A 24141-nucleotide genomic window follows, 5' to 3' on the forward strand; every position below is an offset into this window, starting at 1 on the left:
CCTGCAAAAACAAAAAAGAGTGCCAGACCGGCAAGCAAAAGACCAACAATAACCATTACCAAGATGCGGTTTCTAACTATCTTTACCACGCACCTTAAAATAGACAATTCACTATCGCAGTCAAGCAAATAGGTAAACTTTGACATCTATTCTCGCAACCTTATAATAATTCAGCGCTTGTGATACAAGAAAAGACAGAGGGCAGCTGCCCTTTGTCAATTTTGGTTAATTTCTAAAACTGGAGGATAGAGTATGAAGAAAACTGTAGTAAGCCTGATAGCCCTGTTGCTGCTTTTTGCCCCGGGTCTATTTGCTGACCCGGCACTGGGCGGTGGCAGGGGACTTTTCCGGGTTCAGGACGCCCGGGTTGAAGAGGATGGTGCGCTTGTCCTTGCCACCCGCTTGATGTTCAACCGCACCAACTTAGGTGACAATGTCACCCAATTTCGGGGTCCGCTTTACGGTATGGAAATGAATTACGCCCCGTTTCCTTTCTGCGAGTTCTTCGGCTCACTTGTCGGTGTTCTTGACTTCCGCACCAGCCCCAATGACCTGTTTTACGACTGGCAGGGTCAGATGCTTGGCGCAAAGTTATCAATCCCTTTCATCCCGGTCTTGAAACTGGCAGGAATGGGTCACTTCGTGATGCCAAAGAGCCAATACACCTATAAAGAGTCTGACGGTTTCCTTGACCGGCTCTTTGTTGACCAGAACAGCTGGCGCGCTATCGCCTCATTCCGCCTCTGGGAACTTTACAAAACCCTGCCAACCCTGATGTTAAACTACGGTCAAACCCTTTCATCGCCATCTCAGAGATTTGCCGGTCTCGGTGTCGAATTCTCATCCAATGCCATTGACCTGTTTATTGAGGCAACCTCTGAAGCCGAAACCGGTGCCGGACTTGCCGCGCTTTTGGGCAAAGACTACACCCCGCGCGCCCGCATCACGCCTGGCGCCCGTATCAAAATGGGGGTCTTTCACCTCAATGGTGGTGTCGAACTGGGGCTGACCGAGGCTGTGCCGACCTATGAGGCAATTTTCGGGATTACCTTTGTCTCCCCGTTTCCCAAGCCGCCAGAAAAACCCTGGGGCAGGCTTGTCGGCAAGGTGGAAGACGCCCGCTCTGGAATGCCGCTTGACGCCAAGGTTCGCTTCATAAAACGTCACCTCCCGACATTGAAGACCGACCCGGAAAATGGCACCTTCTTCCTTGAGAAACTGCCTGCTGGTGTTGTCATCGTTGAGGCATCAAAAGAAGGCTACATCCCCGAGGCGGTACCGCTTGTCATTCCTGACAAAGGCTATGCCACCCATACCTTCAAACTCAAACCGCTTGTTCCGTATGGCACGGTTGCTGGCAGAATCTACGACACCTATAACGGCAAGCCCTTGGAAGCGCAGGTAACATTTGTTGCCACCTCAATCCCGCCGGTAACATCCAATGACATCACCGGCTTCTTCCGGTCTGACAATGTCCCCGCCGGTCTGGTTGCGGTCAAAATAGAAAAGGAAGGTTACTTCCCTGAGGAACGGGCAATCGAGGTTGAGGATGGCGCTGTAACCAAACTCAACATCGGTTTGACCTCGCTTGAAATGAAAGGCATCCTTTCCGGCAAAGTGTTGGACAAACAAACCCTTGCGCCAATCCCAGCAACAATCAGCTTCATCCATGGCGAAAAACCCTCATTCACGACCGACAGTGCCACCGGCACTTTCAATCTTGAATTACCAGTGGGAACCTACGAAATCAAGGTTGAGGCACCTGGTTATATCGCCCAGACAAGTTCCTTTACTATCACCAAGGGTGAAACAACCGAGCGCACCTTTGAACTGGTATCAAAAGGAATGGTCTTAACCCTGCGCGGAGTTTACTTTGAGTTTGGTAAGGCAACCCTGCGTACCGAATCCTATCCTGCACTGATGGAGGCTGCCCAGATAATGAAGGACAATCCTGACATCATCGTTGAAATTCAAGGACACACCGACAACATCGGCTCGGACCAAGCAAACCAGATTCTCTCTGAAAAACGTGCCTATGCGGTAATGAACTTCCTTGTTCAGTACGGTGGCATCGACCCGAAACGGCTCACCGCCAAAGGCTTTGGTGAATCCCGTCCCATCGCTTCCAATGATACCGATGAAGGACGGCAGTTGAACCGCCGTGTTGAGTTTGTCATTCTCAAGTAATCAAATCTAATAACAAAAACGGGGGCAACACACGCCCCCGTTTTTTATAATAATTTTAAGGCAAAACCAACCTGAGATAGCAATTAAAAATCTGTTCGCCTAAAAAAAGTCCGACGATTCCGCCCAATGCTAAAAAAGGTCCAAAAGGAACCTCCTGCCCCGCACGAAACTTACCAGTAATCCTTGCAAAAATGCCGACAAAAACGCCCACAAAAACAGCAACTGCCAGTGCAACCGCAACACTTTTTGGTCCGAGAAAAACCCCAATCATTGCAGCAAAAGGCAGGTCTCCCCAGCCCATCCCCTCCTTCTGTTTCACACCCATCCGCTGAAATGGGCGGGCAAGAACAAATCGCCACAGCGCCCAGGCGATAAAAACAAACGCCGCACCAATAATCCCGCCCCAGAAAGCTTTGGTAATTGTAAAACGAAACCACGGCAACAAGGCAGTAATCAAACCGATAACAACACCGGCAAAAGACAGTCTGAATGGTAAAATTTTATGGTCAATATCAATTCCGGCAAGGACAATTAAAAATCCGATAAATACGAGCGCCCGCAAAACCTCCCAATGTAATCCGAACTTTGCGTAAGCCAAGACAAAAAAAAGAGCGGTGAGCCCCTCAATTAAAGGGTAACGAATTGAGATTGGTTTGTGGCAGTCACGGCACCTCCCTTTGAGAATTAAGTAACTGATTACCGGAATATTGTCATAAAATCTGATTGGCTTTTTGCATTGAGGACAATAAGATGGGGGAAAACTTATTGACTGCCCGCGAGGGATTCGCCAGACGCAAACATTAAAAAAACTCCCGAAAACCAGTCCGCTCAGGACTGCGACTGCCCAAATCACTGCCCTTTTGGACCGGGCGTAGAAACAGGTACCTCCGGCTCTTCAAACAACTTCTTATCGGTGGCTAAAGCGTAGGCGGTATCAAGGGAAATCAGCCCCTGCTCCAAAAGAAACTCCAAACAATGGTCCATTGTCTGCATACCGTACTGCAAACCGGTTTGAACCAGTGAGGGAATCTGATGACTCTTTGCCTCCCTAATCAGGTTTTTTACCGCTGGTGTTGCTATTAGGACCTCCATCGCTGCAACCCGCCCCCTCCCATCCTTCCGTGGTAAAAGCCTCTGAGAGATAATACCTCTGATCACACTGGCAAATATCTGCCTCACATACTCCTTTTGGTCGGAAGGGAAAACATCGATTACCCGGTCAACAGTCTCAGCAACGCTGTTTGTGTGCAGGGTGGACAAAACCAGATGCCCGGTCTCCGCTGCAGTCAATGCCAGACTGATTGTCTCTAAATCCCTCATCTCCCCAACCAGAATCACATCCGGATCTTCTCGCAGGCAGGCTCGCAGGGCAGCAGCAAATGAACGTGAATGAGTACCAATCTCCCGCTGGCTAATTAGGCAGTTACGTGGATGAAAGATATACTCGATCGGATCCTCAATTGTAATTATACGGACAGCCCGTTCTTGGTCGATTAAATCGATCATGCTTGCCAAAGTAGTTGACTTACCACAACCGGTTGGTCCGGTTACCAGTATCAGACCGGAATGGGCCCGGGTCAATTCCGCTACTGATTGCGGGGCAGGTAACTCCTCAAGGGTTCTGATTCTTGCCGGAATGATCCGGAATGCGGCACCAAGACCCCCAAGGTCCAAAAACACATTAACCCTTGCCCGAATTCTCTCAGGGGTGGTATACTCCAATGTGACCGCATCTTGCATTACCCGGTATGACAAAGCCTCACCCCAGGTATAAGAAAGGTCAATCTCCTTTTTACGTTCAACCGCCTCCCGCTGCTCATCGGTTAATATAGAATAAACGAGCGCCTGTGCATCTTCTGGCGTGAGGGCTGGTCCGGGGATTTTTTTAAGCCTACCATTAACCCTAATTATCGGCGGGTTACCTGCGGTTATGTGAAGGTCAGATGCGCCGTACTTTGCTGCATATCGCAATAGTTCATCAATATTCATTGCTTATTGACAGACAGGAACGCACTTTTCCTCGCTCTGTTTTTTATCCTCCTTTTTCATGGGTTAACAATGTGCGGAATGATAAATATCATCAAATCACTCTTCGTCCGATCGATAGATGTCTTCTTGAACAAATATCCAAGAATCGGAATATCACCCAAGAGGGGAATTTTACCTACATTGCGTGTCTCCTCATCCTTCACCAGACCGCCAATGACCACCACCTCATCCTCTGCCACCTTGACCTGGGTCTCTGCCTCCCGCTCAGCAACGATTGGCTGGCGGTCATCAGGTGAACCTACCCACCCAGTTATCGCCTTCACACTCGGTTTGACCTTCATTGTTATCATTCCATCCGAAGTCACATGAGGGGTAACCTCCATTGATATCGGGATAGAACGGGTCTTCCAGGTATAAGTAATTTCCCCAGTATTCGGGTCCTTATTGACCTCTCTCACCGGAACATTCAAACCCATACTAACAGTTGCGGTCTGATTGTCCAGCGTAACCGTCTTCGGATTTGCCAGCACCCGGGAATTCCCCCTGGTCATTAAAAGTTGGAACACCGCGGTGAAATTGGCAAATGAAATCTTACCCAAGAGCATCTCCTTGAATACCACCGGTATCGCCACCTCCTTGCCAATCTTAGGTAGTTCCGTAGTAAAGGAGGCTAGCGGCGTCCAGTTAATCCCGTACTGCTCTTCGGCAGAAAGGGTCGTCTCAATAAACTTCGCTTCGATCGCAATCTGAGGAACCGGTCGGTCAAGTTCGGCAATTACCTTAGCCACCTCATCCAAAGCCTCAGGGATATCGGTAACAACTAAAATAGCACTCCGTTCAGAACCGGCAGCTGCTTTTGTCCCGACCCGACGGAAACCCTGGACCGCTTCTCCGGAAGGAGAAAGCACCTTTTTTACAACCTTGATTGCGTCCTCTGCCTCAACATAATCAAGATTGAACACCCGAGTTTGTAATTCACCGAACATCTCCTTCTTCAGGGGTTTCACGATGATTAAACCGCTTTTATCCTCCACCATATTGCACCCACCCGCCTTCACCAGAGCCTCCAAACCGGCACGCAGCGGCACTTCATTCAACCGGACGCTCACAATTGACTTTACATCCTGCGTAACTAAGAGGTTGAGGTCAAATTGCCGTGCGAGCATTCGCAAAACACTACTTACCTCGGCATCCTGGACCAGTAGCGTAAGTGGGGGTTTACCGCTGAACTGGTCCTTAGGTTCATACCCAGGTAATGGAGTCAAGGGCTCGGTTCCGAGGTAAACTGTCACAATACCGTTTTCATTGGTAACCCGATGACGCACCAGTCTTCTAAGGAAAACCGTAACCCTCACCCCTTTTGTCGCTTCACTTGGCGTTATTGTTACTGCTGTAACTGGATAATAAGTGGAGGGAATTCGCTCGCGCGCTAAACCCGAAACCGCTTCCATTATATCAATTACCACCGCCGCCGGCTCACTTGTCACAAAGGAACTGATGTTCGGCTCGCCACTGCAGGCGATTGTAACCCGAACCTCATCCATTAATTTATCAATGGCGATATCCTTAACCGTAACCTGCTCCTGCGCAAAAACTACGAAGGATAAGACTAATAACACTGCAAAAAGGACCGTCTTTTTATTTTTCATAATTTACTCCCCCAGGGTTAAAGTAAAAGTTCTACCACCTTGTTCCAATGTTACCTTATCAGATTCAATTTGAATTACTTTTTTACCACTGATTTCGTCGCCAACCTGAACGATCTGGTCGTTAATCAAAGCACTGGCTCCATTACTGCTGATGGTAATTGCCCGTAAATTCAGATTGGCAACCTCACTACTCAGCACCCAATCACGAACAAAGGGATCACTCCCCCATTCAATCGGCTCAGCAACAGCCGATTGTGTTTCCTCTCGGGCAGTAGTGGACGGAGCTTCTCTTGAATGCTCTGCAGTGGGTTGTATTGCCACTTCCTTTGCCTTCGACTTTGCCGAGCGTGTTACCTTAGTTGCTGCCGATTCCAGAATAATCTGCGGCGCAACTGTCGGCTTAGTCCGGACAAGGGTAATGAACCCAAGCACCGCCACTCCTGCCGCTAAAATTGCTAAAATTCTTTCTCTCAAGTTACTCCCCTTTCCTCATTTTAAATTCTTCTTCTTTCCCGAATGGAGTAGGTTGATGGTAAAAGACTCTCACCAACCCGTACAACATTCCTCCGACCAAATGCCTCAACCTCAATTCGGTCGGGCTGAATTGCTACAATCTTACGCCCCATTACGACATCCCCGACCCGCACGCGACGGCTGTCAATTAAAGCATAACTGTCAGAACCCAAAGAAACAACCGCCTTCACAACATAATAGCTCCCCATACGGCTTGCTGTCCGCCGAGTTCCTCGGCGAGTGCGTGCATATCTCAGCATACGACGCTTCTCACGCTCTTGCCGCCTTAGTTCTCTCCTTCGCTTCCGTTCCGCCTCCCTTAACCTCTTTTTCTCTGCAAGCCTCTCCTCTTTTGTCTTGGCTTTAAGCGTCCCGACACTTCTCCCAGTAACATGCCGTCCAACCTGCTCAACTGATGCCGAGTCTACCTTGGCAACCCTTCTCCTGCTACTTCTTGTTACCGGAGGTCTTTTTGGCTTTCCGAAAATCATTACACCTAGCCCACCTACCACCGCCACCAGAACAATAATTATAATCACTCGCCTCACAAACCGCTCCCCTTCGCAAGGCTAGATGTGTATATGTTAACAAGCAGCTTCGCCTCCACCTCCGGTCTGATATCCGCCCGCGCATTTATCTCAAAATCTGGCACCCTCACGAAATATGGATAACTATTCAAATCCTCAACATAACGCCCGATATCAAGATATCTGCCTTGGACAGTAACGAGAAACGGAACTGGCCGGACCTGAGCACCAGGACCTTCCTCCTGTAAAAGCGTGTCTAAACCTGGTGGCGTAATTTCCAAAAAATGGACCCGCTTCCGCTCTGCCTCTTGGGCAAGTTTACGGAAAAGCCCCAGCATCTCCGAACGGGGAACCACCCGTGCCCAGATACTACTGATTTCCGTTTCCAATTGCTCTTTATGCTGGCGCAACTCGGGCATTTTAGCGATGCGCGCCTTTGTTTCCTCCAACTCCTTCCGCAACTCTGCAATCTCTTGCGCTGCCTTTTGCCTTGCGGCGATTCTCGGCTGATACAACAAAAACCACGCTACCACTCCCAAGACGATATATATTACCAGCCCAATTAAAACTACCCTTCTTTCAATTAACCTCATATTTCACTCCGTTACACATTGAATTTCAAACTCTAAAACCGTTTCGCCCATCAGACTGCTTCTATTTTTCGAGACCAATTGTACCTGTTTGAAGGTACTGCTCTGCTCAAGGTTAATAAGAAATTGTGCAAGGTCAATGTCCAAGAGATGGGGCTCACCGCTTACCATCCCTGTCATCTTCACATTGCTGCGGTTGCTCAAGGTAAAGGTGTTAAGTTGGATGTTCGGTGGCACGATAGTAGATAACTTTGCCATTATCGGCACCGCGGGCATCTCTTCACCAACCACACCCGTCAATGCACGCTGACGCGCTTCTAAGTCCGCTATCTCCTTTTCCAAAGCAAAATAACTGCGGTTCTGTTCCTCAGTGGCTTTGATTTCATTCTTCAACCGGGACACCTGCCCGGTGGAAATTCCTGACCAGCCTGCCAAAAGGATGTAACCGAGGACCAAAAGGGCAACCCACGCTATACCACCCATCGTCATCATTCGCACGTCCCGGGCGATGTATTTCCTTGTCTTCATCTCTGCAGGCAACAAATCGACCGCTGTATGGTCATAATATAAACCCAGCGCCGCGACTAAACGATGACCAATCGCTTCAGTAGTTGAAACACCGGTCCGATATAGACCAAAATCCCGGAACGGGTCAAATATCTCTGTAGGTATACCAAGGCTCGTCTGCAGATATTCACGCAGTCCCTTCATCGCTGCCGTACCACCACAGATGAGCAAGCGATCAATCTTCTGCTCTCCATACTCCCGGCGGTAGTAATCGATCGAGCGACTAATCTCGGCAACAAATCGTTCCAGTGCCGGCCGCTGGAGTGTCAGAAGACGCTTTGCCAACACACCGGAAGGAAGCCGTTCCGTACTATCCTCTGGAGGGATACCGTACTTCCGTTTCAACTCCTCGGCATCATAGGCATCCAGCGCTAGCTGCCCCTCTTCGGTTGTAATTGCCACTGTCATCGCCTCAGTAATTGCGTTGCCCGCGATACTCACAGTGCGTGCCAGGTCCAGTCTTTCACCCTTCATAAATATGATGTCAGTAAACTCAGCACCGATGTCTAACAAGCAAATTGTCTCCTCCGTACGGACTCGCCCATATTTCTTAACTGCCGCCTGCAAAGCAAACGGCACTACACTTATCGCTGAAGGCTCTAACCCCGCCTTCCGTAAGGTCGAAATATGGTCAGAAATTATATCCTTGCGTGCTGCAATCACCATCACATTGTCTTTTAGCGCGCCCGCTTCACGAACTGGACCAAGCGGTTTAAAGTCAAAGATTGCCTCGTCAACCGTGAAAGGGGAATACTTTTCCAAACGCAGTAGAATCGCATCCTTCAGTTCGCGGCGGTTCATCTTGGGAAATGGTGCCTGTCTAACACTTACCGACGGACCGGAAACGAAGGTATAAACCTCTCGGGGTTTGTAATCTTTAATTAACTCCCGGAGAATCGAAGGAACATCAAACGCCTCACCGATTTCCTTAAGTCCGTAATCAACAACCTTCCCCCCCTCTACCTTAACAAACTTGACAGAATTAGACCCGATGTCAATGCAGAGGGTGCCTTTGCCACCCCCACCAAAAACTTTAGTTGCCAATTTGCCTCCTTTTGTTAACCATCACTGCAATTGGACCCGAACTTCCGAACCATCGTCAAATCTCAATCGGAAAACTTTATTATATATGTTACAAGGATCCCCACTGCCTGTAGGGGCTTTGTTAAAATTGTAAAAACTGAACTCAACTTCGTAAGCCATTTTGCCGAGGATAGGATATGGCGGGGAGATTTCTACCGAATCCCCTTTCCCGGGCCTGGGATCAGGTTGAAGGGTTCGCTCCCCATCATTCCCTCGAATATACAATAGTCCCATATAGGCACTATCCGGCGCCTCCAAGAAGGTTACGCGCCCAACTGTAATATCTTCAACCCCGTCGTTGGCAATTTTAATTGTGAAACCAGTACTATCACCTGCAAGACGCGGCGGCCCAACCATCTTCAGATAACTCCGAAAAGGCTGGCTGAAGCGAAAGTCCACTACGGTGCGGCTTCTCGGCACAACCGTTACCCATTTGACAATAGAATCACCACCCGAACGCTTGGCAACTATCTTATGATTCCCAATAGGAATTGGTCCGTGTGTCTGTGGGGAGAATTCATAGTAGCCACCTTGGTCAGGCCGGGTAAAGTAAAAACTCCCATTGGGCAGATAAAGGTAAATTCCGATTGTATTCGCTTTCTCACCAGGCGGGGTGTTATCCGCATCAGTAACATTGCCCATAACATAGTTCTCGGTAAGATGAGTGATGGTATCAACAACCTTCATCGTCATCGGGTATTTACCATTACCAAGAGTGGCAAGCGTTCCAGTAGTTGGGTCAAATGTATAGGGATTTCCCCAAGCATCAAGCCGATAACCCATGGTATCCTGCAAAAACTCTCGCCGGAGATAAGGACCTTTCCAGTGAGGTGAGTTACTGGTATTTTCTACCAGTTCGTCAAGGTCATTCGGAAGCCTCATCATATCGCCATAAAAACCGAAATCTATTCGTCTGCCATTGGCGGTTAATTCAGGATTCCCCACCATTGCATAAATCAACTCCTTCATCTCCTTAGCGGTCTGGTCAAACAACGCCCGGTCACGCGTGGCATCAATCGTCCGCAACGCCACTGTGCTCAGTATCCCAATTATTAAAAGCACTACCAAAAGCTCCATCAGGGTGAAACCATTTTGTCTCTTCATCGTTACCTCCTCACTCCCACAAACAATTCATTCTTATCTCGAGACCCGGTGCCCCGACCTTTGGGAAAACTGTCACCATCTTAGTGACAGTATCCCAAGGCTGCCCTGGTGGATAAATCCGCATCAATATCACCCTTAGGGTGTGAACCCCCTGAGGCACATCTAAGAAACTAAAATTCCCGTTATCTTCTTTCCTCAACATATAGGCATCAACATATCTCACCCCTTGGCGCGGATAGTCCAGTTCAACCTTGATGGCGTTTCTAATGTAAAAGCTGTCATTTTGAGGAGGGGGATTGCCTCGCTGGTCATTAATTATCCCTTGAACATTGTTGTGCAAAAGGTCGTTTTCGGTATACCCCAACGGGCGGGTCAACCACCGGGAGCGGTCCACCAGACCACCCCCCCCATAACTCCTCAGAAACATACTATCCTTATCGAATATGATGGTATCACCCCAAGCATCAATCCTATAACCCTCCGGCGATTCTGCAAAGGTTGGTTTCACATAAGGACCTCGCCAGAGACTGCTCTCTGGCGGGGAAACCCAAGATGGACTTTCGACAAGATCAGCAAGAGTTCTCGGCAGAGCACCCATATCACCCACAAAACCAAAGTCAGCCCTGACACCATCCACAACATAATTGGGATCACCGGTAATAACCTTAGCAAGCCGATCCAGTTTCTGACGGGTCTGCTCAAAACGACCTCGTTGCAATGTGACATCCCAGGTTTTAATCGCAGCAGTAAGAATAAGGCTCAAGAGCATCAAAACGACAAGAAGTTCAATTAATGTTACGCCCCTCTCATCCGGTCTTTTCATATTTAAAACCTCACCCTTATATCATCATCTTTTGTTGCACCCTGTTGGCCCCAAAATAGCCCATCAGGACCCGCACTTATAATTCCAAGCGTCTCACCACCTTCAACCCAGAACTGGTAAGGGGTTCCCCAAGCATCATATAAATAACTCATCTGACCATCCTCACGGATATAAGGACCGTTCCACCCCTTCCCAATATAGGGGTCCCAGCCGGGCAGGGTTTCTTTTCCAACATAGGTGATCTGGGCGTACATCCCTTCAAACGGATTTTGCGTAGCCAGTTCTATAAGATGCCGAGGTAATCTACCCATATCCTGCTTAAATCCATACCCCGCAACCTCTCCCCCAACGCGCACGTCCGGATTGCCCATTATCGCCTCCCTAATCACATACATTTCATGAAGGGTAGCGGTGCGTCGGGCATTGGTAGTCACCCTCGCAATAAAAGTCGGGACAAAAAAGGCAAGTATAATACCCAAGACCGATATCACCACCAATAGTTCAATAAGAGTAAACCCCAGCGTCTTACCAGACCTTGGGTTGGGAGGCATAGGCTGAATTATATTACCCTTAGGCATTTGTGTCAAGAATATCTTTTCTGAAAACATACACCCCCCTGGCGTTTAATTGTGCAAAACAAATATCACCGCCTCATTCTCCACATTGTATTCCCGTATAGAACCGCCGGTGTGGTCAATGCCAACCAGCCCATAATGAGTGGGGTGGGCTGAACCTGGGGGTTCCCAAACACTGTAAACAATATTGCCAGGGTCATAACCCCAGATATCGTTCGGACCGCCTTCGCTCGTATTGCTGATGTCACTGATATCATCATAGTCCTCAGGGTTAAATTCGTCCGGGTCCATCTCTTTGCCTGTCCAAGGGTTGGTAGGAAGCTTCCCTATCTTCACATCATATTCCCCGCCGGGAAAAACGCACCCGTACCCATCCTCATAGAAATCATCGGCATAATATCCGAACTCCTGATGAAACAGCTCAACAAACATCTGAACATTATGAAGGTTCATTTTCATCGCGCTTCTCCGTGCCTGTTCCCGAATCCCCGAGAATCGGGGCACCGACATCCCCATCAGAACCCCCAGGATCATAATAACGACCAGGAGTTCAATCAAAGTGAAACCTCTTTCTTTATTCATAGATTCTCCTTTTATATATAAATTATGCAACTTTTATTATCCTTGTCAAGTTTTTATTTAACCCCGCCGACTGCGAGGGGTGGTGGTGCGGACCTTGTCGCCGTCAAGGAAATACCTGCCACCATAGGGCTCCTCGGGAAGTTCTTTGAGATAACCCCGGGAGAGCAGCTCCTCGATACTATAAGGCAACCTCTTCTCCTTTTCGGAAAATCGGTTAACCGCATCCTGAATCTGGGCAAGCCCCTCCTCCAGTGTCAGCCAACGCAGCTGTCTGACTATCAACTCCCGCAGTTTTTTGTTTTCGGTGCTGTAGTAAAGGTCCCGCCACATCTGGCGGGCGGTCGCAAAATCACCGCTGCGTGCAAGCGCATATGGCACCCAGCGCGCCACCATTGTCCAGGCGTTGGGCAACTTTGACGAGACCAAAAAAAGCCGTGCCGCCGCTTCATAATCACCTATCAACATATAGTTGATAAAACCGGCATCAAAAGGTAACTGCCAGTTTAATGGATTGGCCTTCATCCCGGAAAATAAAAGTTTGAGCCCCTCAATCGGCTTGTGGGCATCCCAAGCAAGGGTAAGAGCCCCGAAATGATAGGCACCGACGAACCGCGGGTCAAGCGATGTGAGAATCCCAAATATATGCCCCAGCCAATCATACTTTTGGTCGGTCTCTAAGTGGCGCCCGTAGTAATCAATCGCTGTAAGCCAGATAAAGTCCGCCAGTACCTCCTGGTATTCAACCGCGGATTCCCTCAGAGCAACACCCGAGGGGAAATAGGCAAGCTCCTGCACTAACCGTTCCCCTCGCCGCCGGCTGGTGGAATCAATGGCCAGTTGCAGGAGATAAACCCCGACAAATCCCCAGATTACCAGCACCGCCGGGATAATATTAATCAGAAAACCCGGTGCCTTAGGCACAGGTCTGGTAACCTCAACCACGGTCGTCAAAAATCCCTGCGGTTAAAAACCGCCATAGCGATGAGAAGCAGGGTGAAGGTATAAATACCTGCATAACAGCCTGAATATAAAAAGGCATCCGGGTTTAATGGCACATTGTGCACCAGTTCTGCCCGAATGTTGAAGTTACTCAAATTGGGCAGGAGATAATAGCAGCCCAGAGCGAGAAATTTTATAAGGGGGGAGGGGCTCATCGCCGCCAGTTGCTTTAGAAGATGGGTGCTGTGACCGATGAAGTAAACAACAAAGGTGAAGACCGCACTCGCAATGGGCGTAACAAAAGTGGAGAAGAGAACCGCTACCGCGGTCAAAAGCAACAGTTCTAAGAAGGTCATCACCACACCCAGAAGAAGCCGTGCCTCAGGTTTCACCCCGGTAATCAAGAGGACAAGATAGAAGCCAACACTCATCAGTGCCAGGCTGACCAAGAGAACCAGGATGAGACCAAGATACTTGCCCAAGATAAACTCCTGGCGCCGCACCGGTCGGGCAAGGAGGAGGTAAATCGTCCGCTTCTCCACCTCGCGATAAACAAGGCGACCACCAACAAGAACCGCAACCAGTACTGAAAAAAGGGTGATGCTTGAAAGCCCGAGGTCTTTGATTATTTTTTCTGCCTCGCCCAGCGCCACCGGCTGAATCACCTTCGCACTTGCCATCACCAGGACACCAGTCACTATTAAAGCCAGAAGGACCCTGTCCCGCAAAGACTCCCGGAAGGTGTTGAGGGCAACCCCGTATATCCTGTTGAACATTAAGACCCCTCCTTCGCCTTTTTGACCTGCTGCATAAAGAAATCCTCTAAGGTGCGGGTGCGCGGAACTATCGCCACCACTCTGGCATCGGCTTCGCGGGCAATCGCCAGCACCTTCTCAACTTCCTCTTCGTTGCGCACCGTTAACATCAACATCCCGTCAGAGACCAAAGAACGCTGGGCTATCCTTTCAAAAGCCTTCCGAAACCTTCCCTCAACACCCTTGAGGGTAACATCAATTGACTCGACCTCAGCACCAATAATCTCACTTAACCTGCCCACCTTGACCATCCTGCCGGCAACAATAATCCCCACCCGGTCGCAAATCATCTCCACATCAGCAAGGATGTGGGTGGAGAAAAATACCGTCTTGCCCTGGTCGCGCAAACTGACAATTATATCCCGGAACTCCTTTCTGCCAATCGGGTCAAGCCCACCCATCGGCTCATCAAGTATCACCAGTTCCGGGTCGCCTATCAAAGCCTGGGCAATCCCTATGCGCTGTAACATCCCCCGCGAAAAGCCTTTCATCTGCTGACCGGCAGCATCCTCCATCCTCACCATCCTTAAAACCTGCCGGACCCTGTCTCCAATCTCATTCCTGTTTAAGCCGGAAAGTTGCCCGGCAAGTGTTAAAAACTCCCGGGCAGTGAGATATTCGTAAAAATAGGGTGACTCGGGCAGAAAACCCACCCGCCTTTTTATTTGGTGGTTGCGCGGGGGCTTACCAAAGAGAGTGGCAAAACCCTGGGTTGGCTTTGTTAGTCCAATAAGAATTTTAATGGTTGTGGTCTTGCCCGCGCCGTTCGGTCCGAGAAAGCCAAAAATCTCCCCCTTTTCAACCTGGAGATTCAGGTCAATCAGCGCCTGAACCCTCCTCATCCCAAAACCAGCACGATAAGACTTGCTCAGCCGCACCGTTTCAATCACCGGTTGGGAAACAATTCCCATAATAGACATTAGTATAAAACTGCTTCCGCACCTGTCAAGGAAATAAAAAGGGGTGGGAGTTCCCACCCCTTTACTATTTGCGGAGGTTTAGTTGTGGAGAACGAAGAAAATCCAGTAGGTCTCATCCTGCGGGTCGTCGCACATCGGGTCTAAGTCGTACATCGGGAATGAGACATCACGACCAAAGCCGTAGATACCATACTCCTGCGGCGTCTCAATTCCAATACCCGGAACATAAGTGGCGATGCCGATGCCACCAGGATACTCTGGGGTGCCGCCAAAGTCGATATAAGGACAATCATCATCGCTGCCACGAATCTGGGCATTCTGGCCCGGCTCAAGTTCGCCAAACAGGTCAGCATAAACGAGGTCTTCCTCGTCCTTGTCCTCGTCGTTGTAGCGCTTACCATCATACGGGTTCACAGGGAAGTTCCCCGGCTTGGGTTCACCGTCAACCCCGATGGGGTCGCCACCCGGGAACCACAGACACATACCTGTTTCCTCCCCGGGCGTCCACTCCATATCCTCAGGCGGATAGTTGCCATAGTGGTCAACCGCATACGCCTCAAGCGCAGTCTGGACAACATGCATATTGTTCTTCACAGATGAACGCCGCGCCCGCTCCTGGAACAAGACAAAGTTCGGAATGATGAGGGCGAGCAGGATACCGATAATCAGGATGACAACGAGCAGCTCAATCAGGGTAAAGCCTTTGTTCTTCATCTTGTTTTACACCTCCTCTCTTTTTAAGGATACGAGACCAGTAAAAATAACACGTCCCAACACAAGGCTCGCTCTTTTTAATCTCGTGATGAAACGCATCATCTTTACTGCTCTCGTTGAAATTATATCAAAACAATTATCGTTGTCAAGAAAAATTTTTAAGCTCTTAACCTCCCCTCAAATTCCCTCGAGGGTACAGGAAATCCTCTCCTCAACCCCCCTCCACCCCCGGGGTCACCCCCCTAATCCTGTCGGCCTTAAAATCCCCTTGCGGATACATCTAAAAGGGTGGTCTCAAATTGTCCTCAATAAGAACAAAAGGCTCTCAATTAAATTCAATTGGGGGAAATTGAGCCTTAAAATACCTTGCCCGTAGTTGCAAGGACCCCTATCTTAAAAACAAAAATCAGGCAAATTTACCGGGCTTATACAAATGCTTGACAAACCATTTATCATCTGTATACTTCTTTACTGAGCAGTGTGCGGCGCCTAAAAAATAGGACAGCGGTGATGGCTTTATTATTTCACTGCCAAAGACCTGTGGGGCACCACAGGGGGATTTTAAAGCAAAATCAAAGATTAGGAGGCACAATGAAACAACGCCTGTTTTGCCTGTTTTTTCTCCTCGGCTTTGTCTTTTATTCACTGGCTGGCTGGTCGGGTAGTTTCCGTTTCAGCCCGGACCTATTCGCCCTAACTACCACCACCGCCGGTGGGGAAAACTGGACCCTCCTCACATTTAAACCCAGTGCCGACCTTTCCCAAAAGCGTCTTACCACCGACTACCTGCAAAACCCTGGCAGACCCATCCTCCCCTACTGCTTTTTTACCATTGTAATACCCCAAGGGATGAAGGTAACAGATGTCAATGTTGAGGTGGAAAGGTTTGTTTCCTTAAGAGCGCCGTATCCACCCTATCCAGCCCAGCACCCGGTGCCGGTTTCCCAACGGGACCTGCCCGAGTTTGTCAAACCTGACCCTGCGGTTTATGCTAATAAAGAGCCTTGGCCCGAGAGGTTGTATGAGATTAGTCCAGTTGGAATCAAATCCGGTTTCCGGCTGGTTACCGTTTCCCTGTATCCGGTGAAGTTTGACCCGGTTACCAACTCCTATCTTGTTGCCACCCGTTTAAGGGTGAATGTTGATTACGGGTTTGATGCGACAGCAGAGGAAATAAGTTTAACCCCGAAGCAGGTTAAGGTGTTCTCTCAGGGTGTAAAAACGCTTGTGGCCAACCCCGAGGATGTCGAACGGTTTGCCCCGCAAAAAAGGGAAACCGATTTTGGCACCTATGACTATGTGGTGATTACCAACGCCACCCTTGCACCCTATTTTCAGCGCCTGGTCAACTGGCGCACCCGCACCGGTTATTCCGGGATAGTCCGCACCACCTCCTGGATAAACTCCAACTACTCCGGTCGGGACCTGCAGGAGAAGATCCGCAACTTCATCCGTGACTATTACACCAACCAAGGCACGATGTGGGTGTTATTAGGTGGTGACAATGCCATTGTCCCGGCAAGAAGGGCGCGCACATATTGCAACAGTGACACCGGCAATATCCCCTGCGACCTCTACTACGGTGATTTGCAGTGGTCTTGGGACTCGGACCACGACAGCATCTTTGGCGAATACGGGGAGGATACCACTGATCTTTATTATGATGTTTATATCGGGAGGGCAAGCGTTGATGATACGACGCAGGTAAAGACATTTGTCAATAAGGTCATCACCCACGAGACCAGTCCACCGACCGGTTATCTGCGCCGGATTCTTTTGGTTGATGACTCGCTGTGGTCTGGTTACGCCTATCGGCAGTCTAATGAGTCCATCGCCAGTATTACCCCCTCTGGGTGGAGCGATGTTTTTATCCATGAGCCGGGTAATACCACGATGGTGCGGGACTCTTTGAATAATGGGTTTCAGTTCTCACACATGGTCGGGCACGGGAATGAGACCGGGATTTATCATACGATGCCACCACCCACATATGCCTTTTATTCAAATTCGGTCATTGGCGGGCACAATAACGGGTCAAGGGTGGGGCTGATTAATTCTATCGCCTGCCATCCAGGCAATTTTGAGTATTCTGATTGTCTGGCTGAGTCAACCCATAACTGGTCTAATGGCGGCGCGCTGGCGGTGATAATGAACTCCCGCTATGGGTGGGGCACACCACCGGTGATTGGACCTTCAGAGAGGCTGGATGTGAGGTTTTACGATTTCTTTTTTAATCACGATACGATGCCCATCGGTTTGACCCATTCTGAGTCAAAGGAGGTTTACCGTAATTTGGCGAATGGTGGTAATGGCGCCTGGCGGTGGTGCTATTTTGAGTTGAATCTGTTTGGCGACCCACTGCTTTTGATGTATGAGGAGGTGCCAGCGGGGCTGAACGCCACCTTTACCAGTCCGATAAATACCGGGTCACAGAATTTTACGGTGCGGGTGTTGAGGGATACCCTGCCGGTTGCCGGTGCCCTGGTGTGTGTGCATAAGGGGAGTGAGGTCTATGCCCGCAATTACACGAACTCTTCCGGTGAGGTGACATTTTCTATCAATCCGACAACCCCAGGCTATATGTATGTGACCGCAACGAAGCCCAATTATCTGCCCGATGTTGACTCGTGTCAGGTGGTGAGCAGTGAAGTGGATGTGGGTGTTATGAGGATTGTTGCGCCAAAGGGAACGGTTGATTCCGGTAGCGCGGTGACACCGCGCGCAGTGGTGAAGAATTATGTTTCGGTGCCGGTCAGTAATGTGCCGGTGCGGTTGAGGATTGGAAGTAGTTATGATGATACCGCGGTGGTTGGCTATATTGCCGGGCAGGACACCGCGGTGGTAGAGTTTGATACCTGGGAGGCGCATCCGAGCGGAAATGTGGTGGTGAGATGCTCAACGATGCTTGCTGGTGATACCTATCCTGCTAATAATTGCCTGACTGAGACCGTGTTTGTCCGGTACCGAGATGTTGGAACAGTGTCTGTTTCTGTCCCCGCAGAGGTGGATTCAGGGGACATCGTAAGCCCGGTGGCAACAGTGCGGAACTACGGGAATACCACCGAGACATTTAATTGCCGCCTTGTTATTACCGGAACCGGTTACGAGCAGACCCGCAGTAAAACGCTCACTCCGGGAACACAGGATACGGTGATTTTCCCCAACTGGACAGCGCTGGCAAGAGGCAGCCACACCGCCCGGTGTTCAACTCAACTTACCGGAGATCAAAATACCGCTAACGACCGGGGGAGCGCAAATGTGTTTGTCCGGGTGAGGGATGCTGGCTCTATCCAAATTGTCTCACCGGTAGGGAATGTGGACTCGGCTGGAACTCTGCCCGTCCGGGCAAGGGTCCGCAATTACGGCAATACGACCGAGAGTTTCTATGTTCATTTCCGCATCGCTGGTCCATCATCCTATTATGACAGTGCCCTGGTTAACGCTCTTGGACCAGGTGAGTCAACATTGGTTAGCTTCACCGACTGGAGCTGCGGACCGCGCGGGAACTACACTACCGCCTGTTCAACCGCCCTGGCGGGTGATATGCAGCCGGCGAATAATCGGATTGGTGGCAGTTTCTCTGTCATAATTCACGATATTGCGGCAACTGGTATTGTCCGACCGGGTGCGCAGGTGGATTCAGGAGGGCAGGTGGATGTGAAGGTAGCGGTGGAGAATAAAGGCTCGGCGCAGGAAAGCGCCAAGGTATTTGTCCGAATCGGCTCCTATTATCAGGAGTCAACAAAGGTGGCAATCGCTGCGGGTGTAATTGATACGGTGACGCTGGCTTTCTGGCAGGTGAATGCCCCACGGGGTAGCGTGGTCATTTACTGCTCAACCGCGGTGAACAACGATGTCAATCCGAGTAACGACACCTTGAGCCGAGTTACCGAGGTAATAGTTCATGATGTGGCGGTAATCGGAATTATCGCCCCTAAGGATACGGTGGATTCAGGAAGCGTGGTTGCACCCCAAGCGAGGATACGAAATCTCGGCTCAGTCACAGACAGTTTTAACTGCCGCTTTACCATCTCTGATGGCTATGTGGCGCAGATGATCCTAAATCTAATTCCAGGCGCGGATTCGGTTATTACATTCCCGAACTGGGTGGCGCTCCGCACCGGCTCCTGGACCACCAAATGCACAACCCTTTTGACTCTGGATAGACAGCCAGGAAACAATCACGCCACCGGAACGGTTTTTGTTGCCGGAACAGATGTGGGTGTCGCCGCAATTTTAGCGCCAGTAGGTGAGGTTGATCCTGGACCAAATACACCCAGGGCAAGGGTTGGAAACTACTCCGCAACCCCTAAGAGTTTCAAAACCTACCTCTCGATTACACCCGATTCTGGGGGCACGCCCATTTTCCTTGATTCGGTTTTGGTTGAGAACCTTGCACCCGACTCCTTGACCGATGTGGTCTTTTCCACATGGGATGCAACCAGCGGCAGGTATCTCGTCCGCTGCTCCACCGGGCTAAGTGACTGCAACCCAGTAAATGACACATTAAGCACCCATTGCCGGGTTGTTTTGCATGATATGGCGGTGGTTTCGGTCTCGCCCCAGGGTGAGATGCGGCCACTACCGGTAAGCCCGATTATCAGGATTAGAAATGTAGGTGAGGCAACCGAGACCGGCAAGGTGTACCTGTTAATAGTGGATAGTGTCAGGGGAAACCAAGCCTATTTTGATTCTGTAGGCTTTAGTGGGGTTGGCGAAGGTGAGATGCGGGAAATAAGGCTTCCTATCTGGCAACCAACAGGCGGCTACTATCACCTGAGCGCTTACACAGTAGTAGCCGGTGATGTTAACCCTGCAAATGACACCTGCTATGCCCGGTTGCATGTCTGGTCCCAAGCTGCGGGCTGGCAACGACGCAAGGACATCCCCAGCGGCTTGCGCCGGGTCAAATATGGCGGAGCGCTAGCAGGGATGCCGGGTGGTTCAGGAAAAGTTTATGCACTCAAGGGGAATAAAAGCTTTGAATTCTATGCCTATGACCCCAATCAGGACTCATGGCTAACATTGCCACCTATCCCTGCTTTGCCTTCTAACAGAGCGGTGTATAAATCGGGTGCGATGTGTTCAGACCAGGAGCGATATATCTATGCAACCAAGGGCAATAACACGCTTGAGTTCTGGCGGTATGATATTCAAAATGACACCTGGGAGCAATTGGCAGATGTTCCTGCCGGACTCAGAACATTAAAACGGGGTGGAACCGGGCTTGCCTATGTTCGGGTTGGTGACAGTTCTTATGTGTTCTGCCTTAAGGGTTGCAACACCTTTGAGTTCTATGCCTATTCAGTGGAAAGGAACGAGTGGCAGCCAAAAGCCCAGGCACCTGCCGCACCCTCAGGAAAAAGGTTCAAGGCTGGGTCAGCACTCTGCAGTTTCAACCAGGAGCGGATTTTTGCCTTGAAATCCTATAGCAATGAGTTGTATGAATATGTAGTTGCCAGTGACACCTGGATTAATAAGAGCCCGTTGCCGAATCTCTCGTTGAGTGGCAGGCGGTCAAGGTGCCGGGATGGGGCTGCACTCACAAGTGACGACATCGCCTTGCTTTACGCCTTTACTGGTGGTAGTCAAGACTTCTTCTATGCCTATAATGTTACCACCGACAACTGGTTGGAATTGGAGCCACTGCCTTTAAGTGAAACCGGCAGGCATGTCAAGGCAGGTGCGGCGCTTGCCCATCTCAGTAATAACATCTATGCGCTGCGCGGCAATGCCACGAACGAATTCTATGTCTATCTTAAAGATACGATTGCGCTATTAACACCTCAGCCCGAGCGGTCGGGTGTGGCAGGTAATAGTGTGGCACCGAATAAGAGAAATGGTCTTTTGATCGTGCCTAACCCGGCAAAAGGCACTGTCCGCTTTGTTTTCTACGGTCAAGCCCCAGCGCAGTTAAATCTCTATTCATCTGCGGGTCAAGTGGTAGCCAAATCAACGCTCCTCCCGGGTAAGGAGTCTTGTTTGGATATTACAAAAATACCCGCAGGTGTTTACCTTGCCCGGGTCAGCACAAAAACAGCCACAACCACCCAAAAGGTGGTTGTTCGCTGATAATGTGCTTCATAAAACCTCCTTCAGGGGGCAGCTCGGCTGCCCCCTGATATTTTCTTTGGAATTATTTCAGTGGACCAACAACCTGTTCAACAACCGCAAGGAGTTCTCCTGAACGGACCAGTTCGGTCAGGCGGTTGATGTCATACTGCAACGGTCGGTCCTCCTCAAGTTTCGGAACGGTCTTGCGGATGAGTTCATAGGCGGCATTTGTGCCTTTGCCCAGTTTTAGGGGCTTGCGGAATTCAACCGCCTGCGCGCCTGCCAAGAGTTCAATCGCAACCACATACCAGGCGTTTTCAAGGATGCGGCTGGTCTTGATTGCCGAGGTGAATGACATTGAGACAAAGTCCTCCTGGTCTGCTGCCGCTGGAATTGAGCCGGTGCTTGCCGGGGCGGAAAGAATCCGGTTCTCGCAGACAAGCATCCCCTGGGTGTACTGGGTTAACATCAACCCGGAAAACATCCCCGCACCCTTGGTGAGAAATGCCGGCAGTCCAACCGACAGGTTGCGGTTCAAAAGCCGGTTGGTTCTGCGCTCCGAAAGGACCGCAATCATCGTTACCGCTGAACCTGTCAAATCAAGAGCCAGAGCCAGAGGTGTGCCCTGAAAGTTGGCACCGGTCAAATATGCCTGGTCATCAGGGAAAAAGAGCGGATTGTCCCCAACACCGTTCAGTTCGGTCTCAAACATCTGCCTTGCCCAGCTCAAGGCGTCACGCGCACCGCCCACAACCTGTGGTGTGGAACGCAGCGAATAGGCATCCTGAACCTTTTTACCCGGCTGCTTGAGCATCTCCGAATCCTCGGTCAGGCGCCTGATATTCTCCGCACAGGTAATTGCCCCCTTATACCCGCGCACCTGGTGAATCCGCTCATCATAGGCAGCCATATTGGCATTTAAGACCTCAAGGGTCAGGGCAGCGGCAATCTCCGATGTCTTGAAAAACCTCTCCGCATCAAAAAGTTCCAATGCACCCCAGCCTGCGGTCATATTGGAGCCATTAATGGTTGCCAGACCATCCCTTGCTTCAAACTCAATCGTCTCAATCCCTGCCGCCTTCATCGCCTCAGCACCGCTCATCCTCTTGCCCTGATAAAATGCCTCGCCCTCACCCAAAAGCACGAGCGCCATCTGGCTCATCGGCGAAAGGTCTCCGCAGGCACCAACCGAGCCCCGGTCAAAAACCACCGGTGTCACCCCTTTATTAAGCATCTCCACCAGCGTCTCCACCACCTTCAGCCTGATACCGGAGTTACCATTACAGAGGACATTGATGCGCGAGCACATCGCCGCCCGCACCACCTCCTCCGGCAAGGGCTCGCCGCAACCCGCAGAATGGGAATAGACCAGATACCGCTGAAACCTCCTCGTCTCTTCAGGTGTTAGGATAACCTCAGAAAGTTCGCCAATCCCGGTGGTAATACCATACATCACCGCCCTTGCCGCAATCCTGTCCTCAACAAACCTGCGACATCTGTTAATCCTTTCCCGGGCAAGGGGAGAAAGTTCCACCCGCTCCTTTTCCCTTGCCACCCTTACCAAATCCTCAATCCTTAAACTCTTGCCATCAAGCGTAACCGCCATCTATTTTCCTCCTTGTTCAATCATCCTCTTGATATGGCTTCCGGGCCAGTAAACCCGCTGACATTTTGGGCAGCGCCGGAACTGGGTGTGAATCTGATAGATGTAAAAAGGAATCGCGGGTCGTGCCTGCTCCCGGCTGATTTTACTCAAAGGCTCATTGCACACCGAGCAGCGGGAGAGAAATCCCCCCTCCACCTCCCTTTTTTCGCTTGGTTTCATCCGCAAAAACTCTCTCACCTGCTCAACCTGCTCGTTCACCTTATCCGAGTTAATATAAATCACATCCGGCATACTCTTGAACCGGTGATGCCGGGTCAAAAACATCCTGCCCTCTGCCTTTGCCCGGCGATAAGCCTCAATCCCCTTCACACCCCGCTCATAACGGACATCAACGCCCAAAAGGCGCAAACGCCTTGCCAGTTTACCCAGCATCACATCACAGAAAAGCCGGGGAGAATCGGCAGATTTCATTAGATGATAACTTTAGCCAAATTTAGGGACAAAATCAACACCTGCTTGACCCGAGCCGAAACCCATCTCCCCATCTTCCCATTTAAAAAACAACTGGGCAAAACCAAATCATAAACAAAGACTCAAAAACCGCCCCAACCTTTAACATCCCTAACCAATTCACAACCATCCTTTCCTTTGGGTCTCCCGCAATTTCCAACGGCAACCCAGAAACAAAATTAGCAATTGCACCGTTATTACAAATCTACCTCTATTAAATAAGAGATCCTTCCATATCACTTCATAAATCTCCTAAATTAAAGCCCCAAATCCCACCCCAAACATCCATAATATAGGTAGTGGTGGGGAGGACCTGCCCTGAAAACCATAAACCAAAAACTAAAAACTCATTAACCCTTAGCCAGTATGTGATTTAGCCGGGTGGAGCACCATA

General features: G+C 50.1%; 19 protein-coding genes. 2 read left to right on the plus strand and 17 right to left on the minus strand.

Annotated elements, in window-relative coordinates; all coding sequences use genetic code 11:
- Nucleotides 1-252: 252 nt before the first annotated feature.
- The gene (locus ABIK47_05070; protein MEO0019992.1) at nt 253-2187 is read left to right on the plus strand and encodes an OmpA family protein; all 1935 of its coding nucleotides are present in this window, start codon (nt 253-255) and stop codon (nt 2185-2187) included.
- Nucleotides 2188-2242: 55 nt separating this feature from the next.
- Here the strand turns inward: ABIK47_05070 and ABIK47_05075 are convergent, their stop codons facing one another.
- From ABIK47_05075 to ABIK47_05145, 15 genes are all read right to left on the minus strand, one after another.
- On the minus strand, nt 2243-3040 hold the full coding sequence (locus tag ABIK47_05075; GenBank protein ID MEO0019993.1) for a prepilin peptidase: 798 nt from the start codon (nt 3038-3040) through the stop codon (nt 2243-2245).
- Complete coding sequence (locus ABIK47_05080; GenBank protein MEO0019994.1) at nt 3037-4176, minus strand: type IV pilus twitching motility protein PilT; 1140 nt, start codon at nt 4174-4176, stop codon at nt 3037-3039. The genes ABIK47_05075 and ABIK47_05080 overlap by 4 nt, the downstream gene beginning before the upstream one ends.
- A gap of 56 nt (nt 4177-4232) precedes the next feature.
- Complete coding sequence (locus ABIK47_05085; protein MEO0019995.1) at nt 4233-5825, minus strand: secretin N-terminal domain-containing protein; 1593 nt, start codon at nt 5823-5825, stop codon at nt 4233-4235.
- 3 nt (nt 5826-5828) lie between these two features.
- Nucleotides 5829-6299 (minus strand): hypothetical protein, encoded by a 471-nt coding sequence (locus tag ABIK47_05090; protein ID MEO0019996.1) that lies wholly within the window; start codon nt 6297-6299, stop codon nt 5829-5831.
- A gap of 20 nt (nt 6300-6319) precedes the next feature.
- A complete protein-coding gene (locus tag ABIK47_05095) occupies nt 6320-6886 on the minus strand; it encodes a hypothetical protein (protein ID MEO0019997.1) in 567 nt (188 codons plus the stop codon).
- Nucleotides 6883-7458: a type 4a pilus biogenesis protein PilO gene (gene pilO / locus ABIK47_05100; GenBank protein MEO0019998.1), complete on the minus strand. Its 576-nt coding sequence runs from the start codon at nt 7456-7458 to the stop codon at nt 6883-6885. Before pilO ends, ABIK47_05095 begins: the two co-directional genes overlap by 4 nt.
- Before the next feature lie 3 nt (nt 7459-7461).
- Entirely contained in the window at nt 7462-9066 is a 1605-nt protein-coding gene (gene pilM / locus ABIK47_05105; GenBank protein ID MEO0019999.1) for a type IV pilus assembly protein PilM, read from the minus strand.
- A gap of 21 nt (nt 9067-9087) precedes the next feature.
- Nucleotides 9088-10209, minus strand: a complete 1122-nt coding sequence (locus ABIK47_05110) for a prepilin-type N-terminal cleavage/methylation domain-containing protein (GenBank protein ID MEO0020000.1) — start codon at nt 10207-10209, stop codon at nt 9088-9090.
- A gap of 10 nt (nt 10210-10219) precedes the next feature.
- Nucleotides 10220-11032: a prepilin-type N-terminal cleavage/methylation domain-containing protein gene (locus tag ABIK47_05115; GenBank protein ID MEO0020001.1), complete on the minus strand. Its 813-nt coding sequence runs from the start codon at nt 11030-11032 to the stop codon at nt 10220-10222.
- A 2-nt stretch (nt 11033-11034) separates the two neighbouring features.
- Entirely contained in the window at nt 11035-11583 is a 549-nt protein-coding gene (locus tag ABIK47_05120) for a prepilin-type N-terminal cleavage/methylation domain-containing protein (GenBank protein MEO0020002.1), read from the minus strand.
- A 72-nt stretch (nt 11584-11655) separates the two neighbouring features.
- Nucleotides 11656-12189 (minus strand): type II secretion system protein, encoded by a 534-nt coding sequence (locus ABIK47_05125; protein ID MEO0020003.1) that lies wholly within the window; start codon nt 12187-12189, stop codon nt 11656-11658.
- Between the two features lie 57 nt (nt 12190-12246).
- Complete coding sequence (locus ABIK47_05130; protein ID MEO0020004.1) at nt 12247-13140, minus strand: hypothetical protein; 894 nt, start codon at nt 13138-13140, stop codon at nt 12247-12249.
- Nucleotides 13137-13904, minus strand: a complete 768-nt coding sequence (locus ABIK47_05135) for an ABC transporter permease (protein ID MEO0020005.1) — start codon at nt 13902-13904, stop codon at nt 13137-13139. Before ABIK47_05135 ends, ABIK47_05130 begins: the two co-directional genes overlap by 4 nt.
- Nucleotides 13904-14854, minus strand: a complete 951-nt coding sequence (locus ABIK47_05140) for an ABC transporter ATP-binding protein (GenBank protein ID MEO0020006.1) — start codon at nt 14852-14854, stop codon at nt 13904-13906. Before ABIK47_05140 ends, ABIK47_05135 begins: the two co-directional genes overlap by 1 nt.
- Before the next feature lie 87 nt (nt 14855-14941).
- Entirely contained in the window at nt 14942-15577 is a 636-nt protein-coding gene (locus tag ABIK47_05145; protein ID MEO0020007.1) for a prepilin-type N-terminal cleavage/methylation domain-containing protein, read from the minus strand.
- Between the two features lie 591 nt (nt 15578-16168).
- Between ABIK47_05145 and ABIK47_05150 the strand changes: the two genes are divergently transcribed.
- Nucleotides 16169-21649, plus strand: a complete 5481-nt coding sequence (locus tag ABIK47_05150; GenBank protein ID MEO0020008.1) for a C25 family cysteine peptidase — start codon at nt 16169-16171, stop codon at nt 21647-21649.
- 64 nt (nt 21650-21713) lie between these two features.
- Here ABIK47_05150 and hutH read toward each other — a convergent pair whose 3' ends face one another.
- Nucleotides 21714-23237, minus strand: coding sequence for a histidine ammonia-lyase (gene hutH / locus ABIK47_05155; protein ID MEO0020009.1), 1524 nt, complete (start codon nt 23235-23237; stop codon nt 21714-21716).
- Nucleotides 23238-23708, minus strand: a complete 471-nt coding sequence (locus tag ABIK47_05160; GenBank protein MEO0020010.1) for a Mut7-C RNAse domain-containing protein — start codon at nt 23706-23708, stop codon at nt 23238-23240.
- Between the last annotated feature and the right edge of the window lie 433 nt (nt 23709-24141).

Source organism: candidate division WOR-3 bacterium, from assembly GCA_039801245.1.
GTDB lineage: Bacteria > Hydrothermota > Tepidihabitantia > Tepidihabitantales > Tepidihabitantaceae > JAOABP01.

Excerpts from the sequence above, each read along its gene's own strand:
- ABIK47_05120 (MEO0020002.1), bottom strand. The coding sequence starts at position 11,583 with ATGCCTCCCAACCCAAGGTCTGGTAAGACGCTGGGGTTTACTCTTATT.
- ABIK47_05115 (MEO0020001.1), bottom strand. The coding sequence starts at position 11,032 with ATGAAAAGACCGGATGAGAGGGGCGTAACATTAATTGAACTTCTTGTC.
- ABIK47_05125 (MEO0020003.1), bottom strand. The coding sequence starts at position 12,189 with ATGAATAAAGAAAGAGGTTTCACTTTGATTGAACTCCTGGTCGTTATT.
- ABIK47_05085 (MEO0019995.1), bottom strand. The coding sequence starts at position 5,825 with ATGAAAAATAAAAAGACGGTCCTTTTTGCAGTGTTATTAGTCTTATCC.
- ABIK47_05135 (MEO0020005.1), bottom strand. The coding sequence starts at position 13,904 with ATGTTCAACAGGATATACGGGGTTGCCCTCAACACCTTCCGGGAGTCT.
- ABIK47_05160 (MEO0020010.1), bottom strand. The coding sequence starts at position 23,708 with ATGAAATCTGCCGATTCTCCCCGGCTTTTCTGTGATGTGATGCTGGGT.
- ABIK47_05110 (MEO0020000.1), bottom strand. The coding sequence starts at position 10,209 with ATGAAGAGACAAAATGGTTTCACCCTGATGGAGCTTTTGGTAGTGCTT.
- ABIK47_05080 (MEO0019994.1), bottom strand. The coding sequence starts at position 4,176 with ATGAATATTGATGAACTATTGCGATATGCAGCAAAGTACGGCGCATCT.
- ABIK47_05145 (MEO0020007.1), bottom strand. The coding sequence starts at position 15,577 with ATGAAGAACAAAGGCTTTACCCTGATTGAGCTGCTCGTTGTCATCCTG.
- ABIK47_05140 (MEO0020006.1), bottom strand. The coding sequence starts at position 14,854 with ATGGGAATTGTTTCCCAACCGGTGATTGAAACGGTGCGGCTGAGCAAG.
- ABIK47_05150 (MEO0020008.1), top strand. The coding sequence starts at position 16,169 with ATGAAACAACGCCTGTTTTGCCTGTTTTTTCTCCTCGGCTTTGTCTTT.
- ABIK47_05070 (MEO0019992.1), top strand. The coding sequence starts at position 253 with ATGAAGAAAACTGTAGTAAGCCTGATAGCCCTGTTGCTGCTTTTTGCC.
- pilO (MEO0019998.1), bottom strand. The coding sequence starts at position 7,458 with ATGAGGTTAATTGAAAGAAGGGTAGTTTTAATTGGGCTGGTAATATAT.
- hutH (MEO0020009.1), bottom strand. The coding sequence starts at position 23,237 with ATGGCGGTTACGCTTGATGGCAAGAGTTTAAGGATTGAGGATTTGGTA.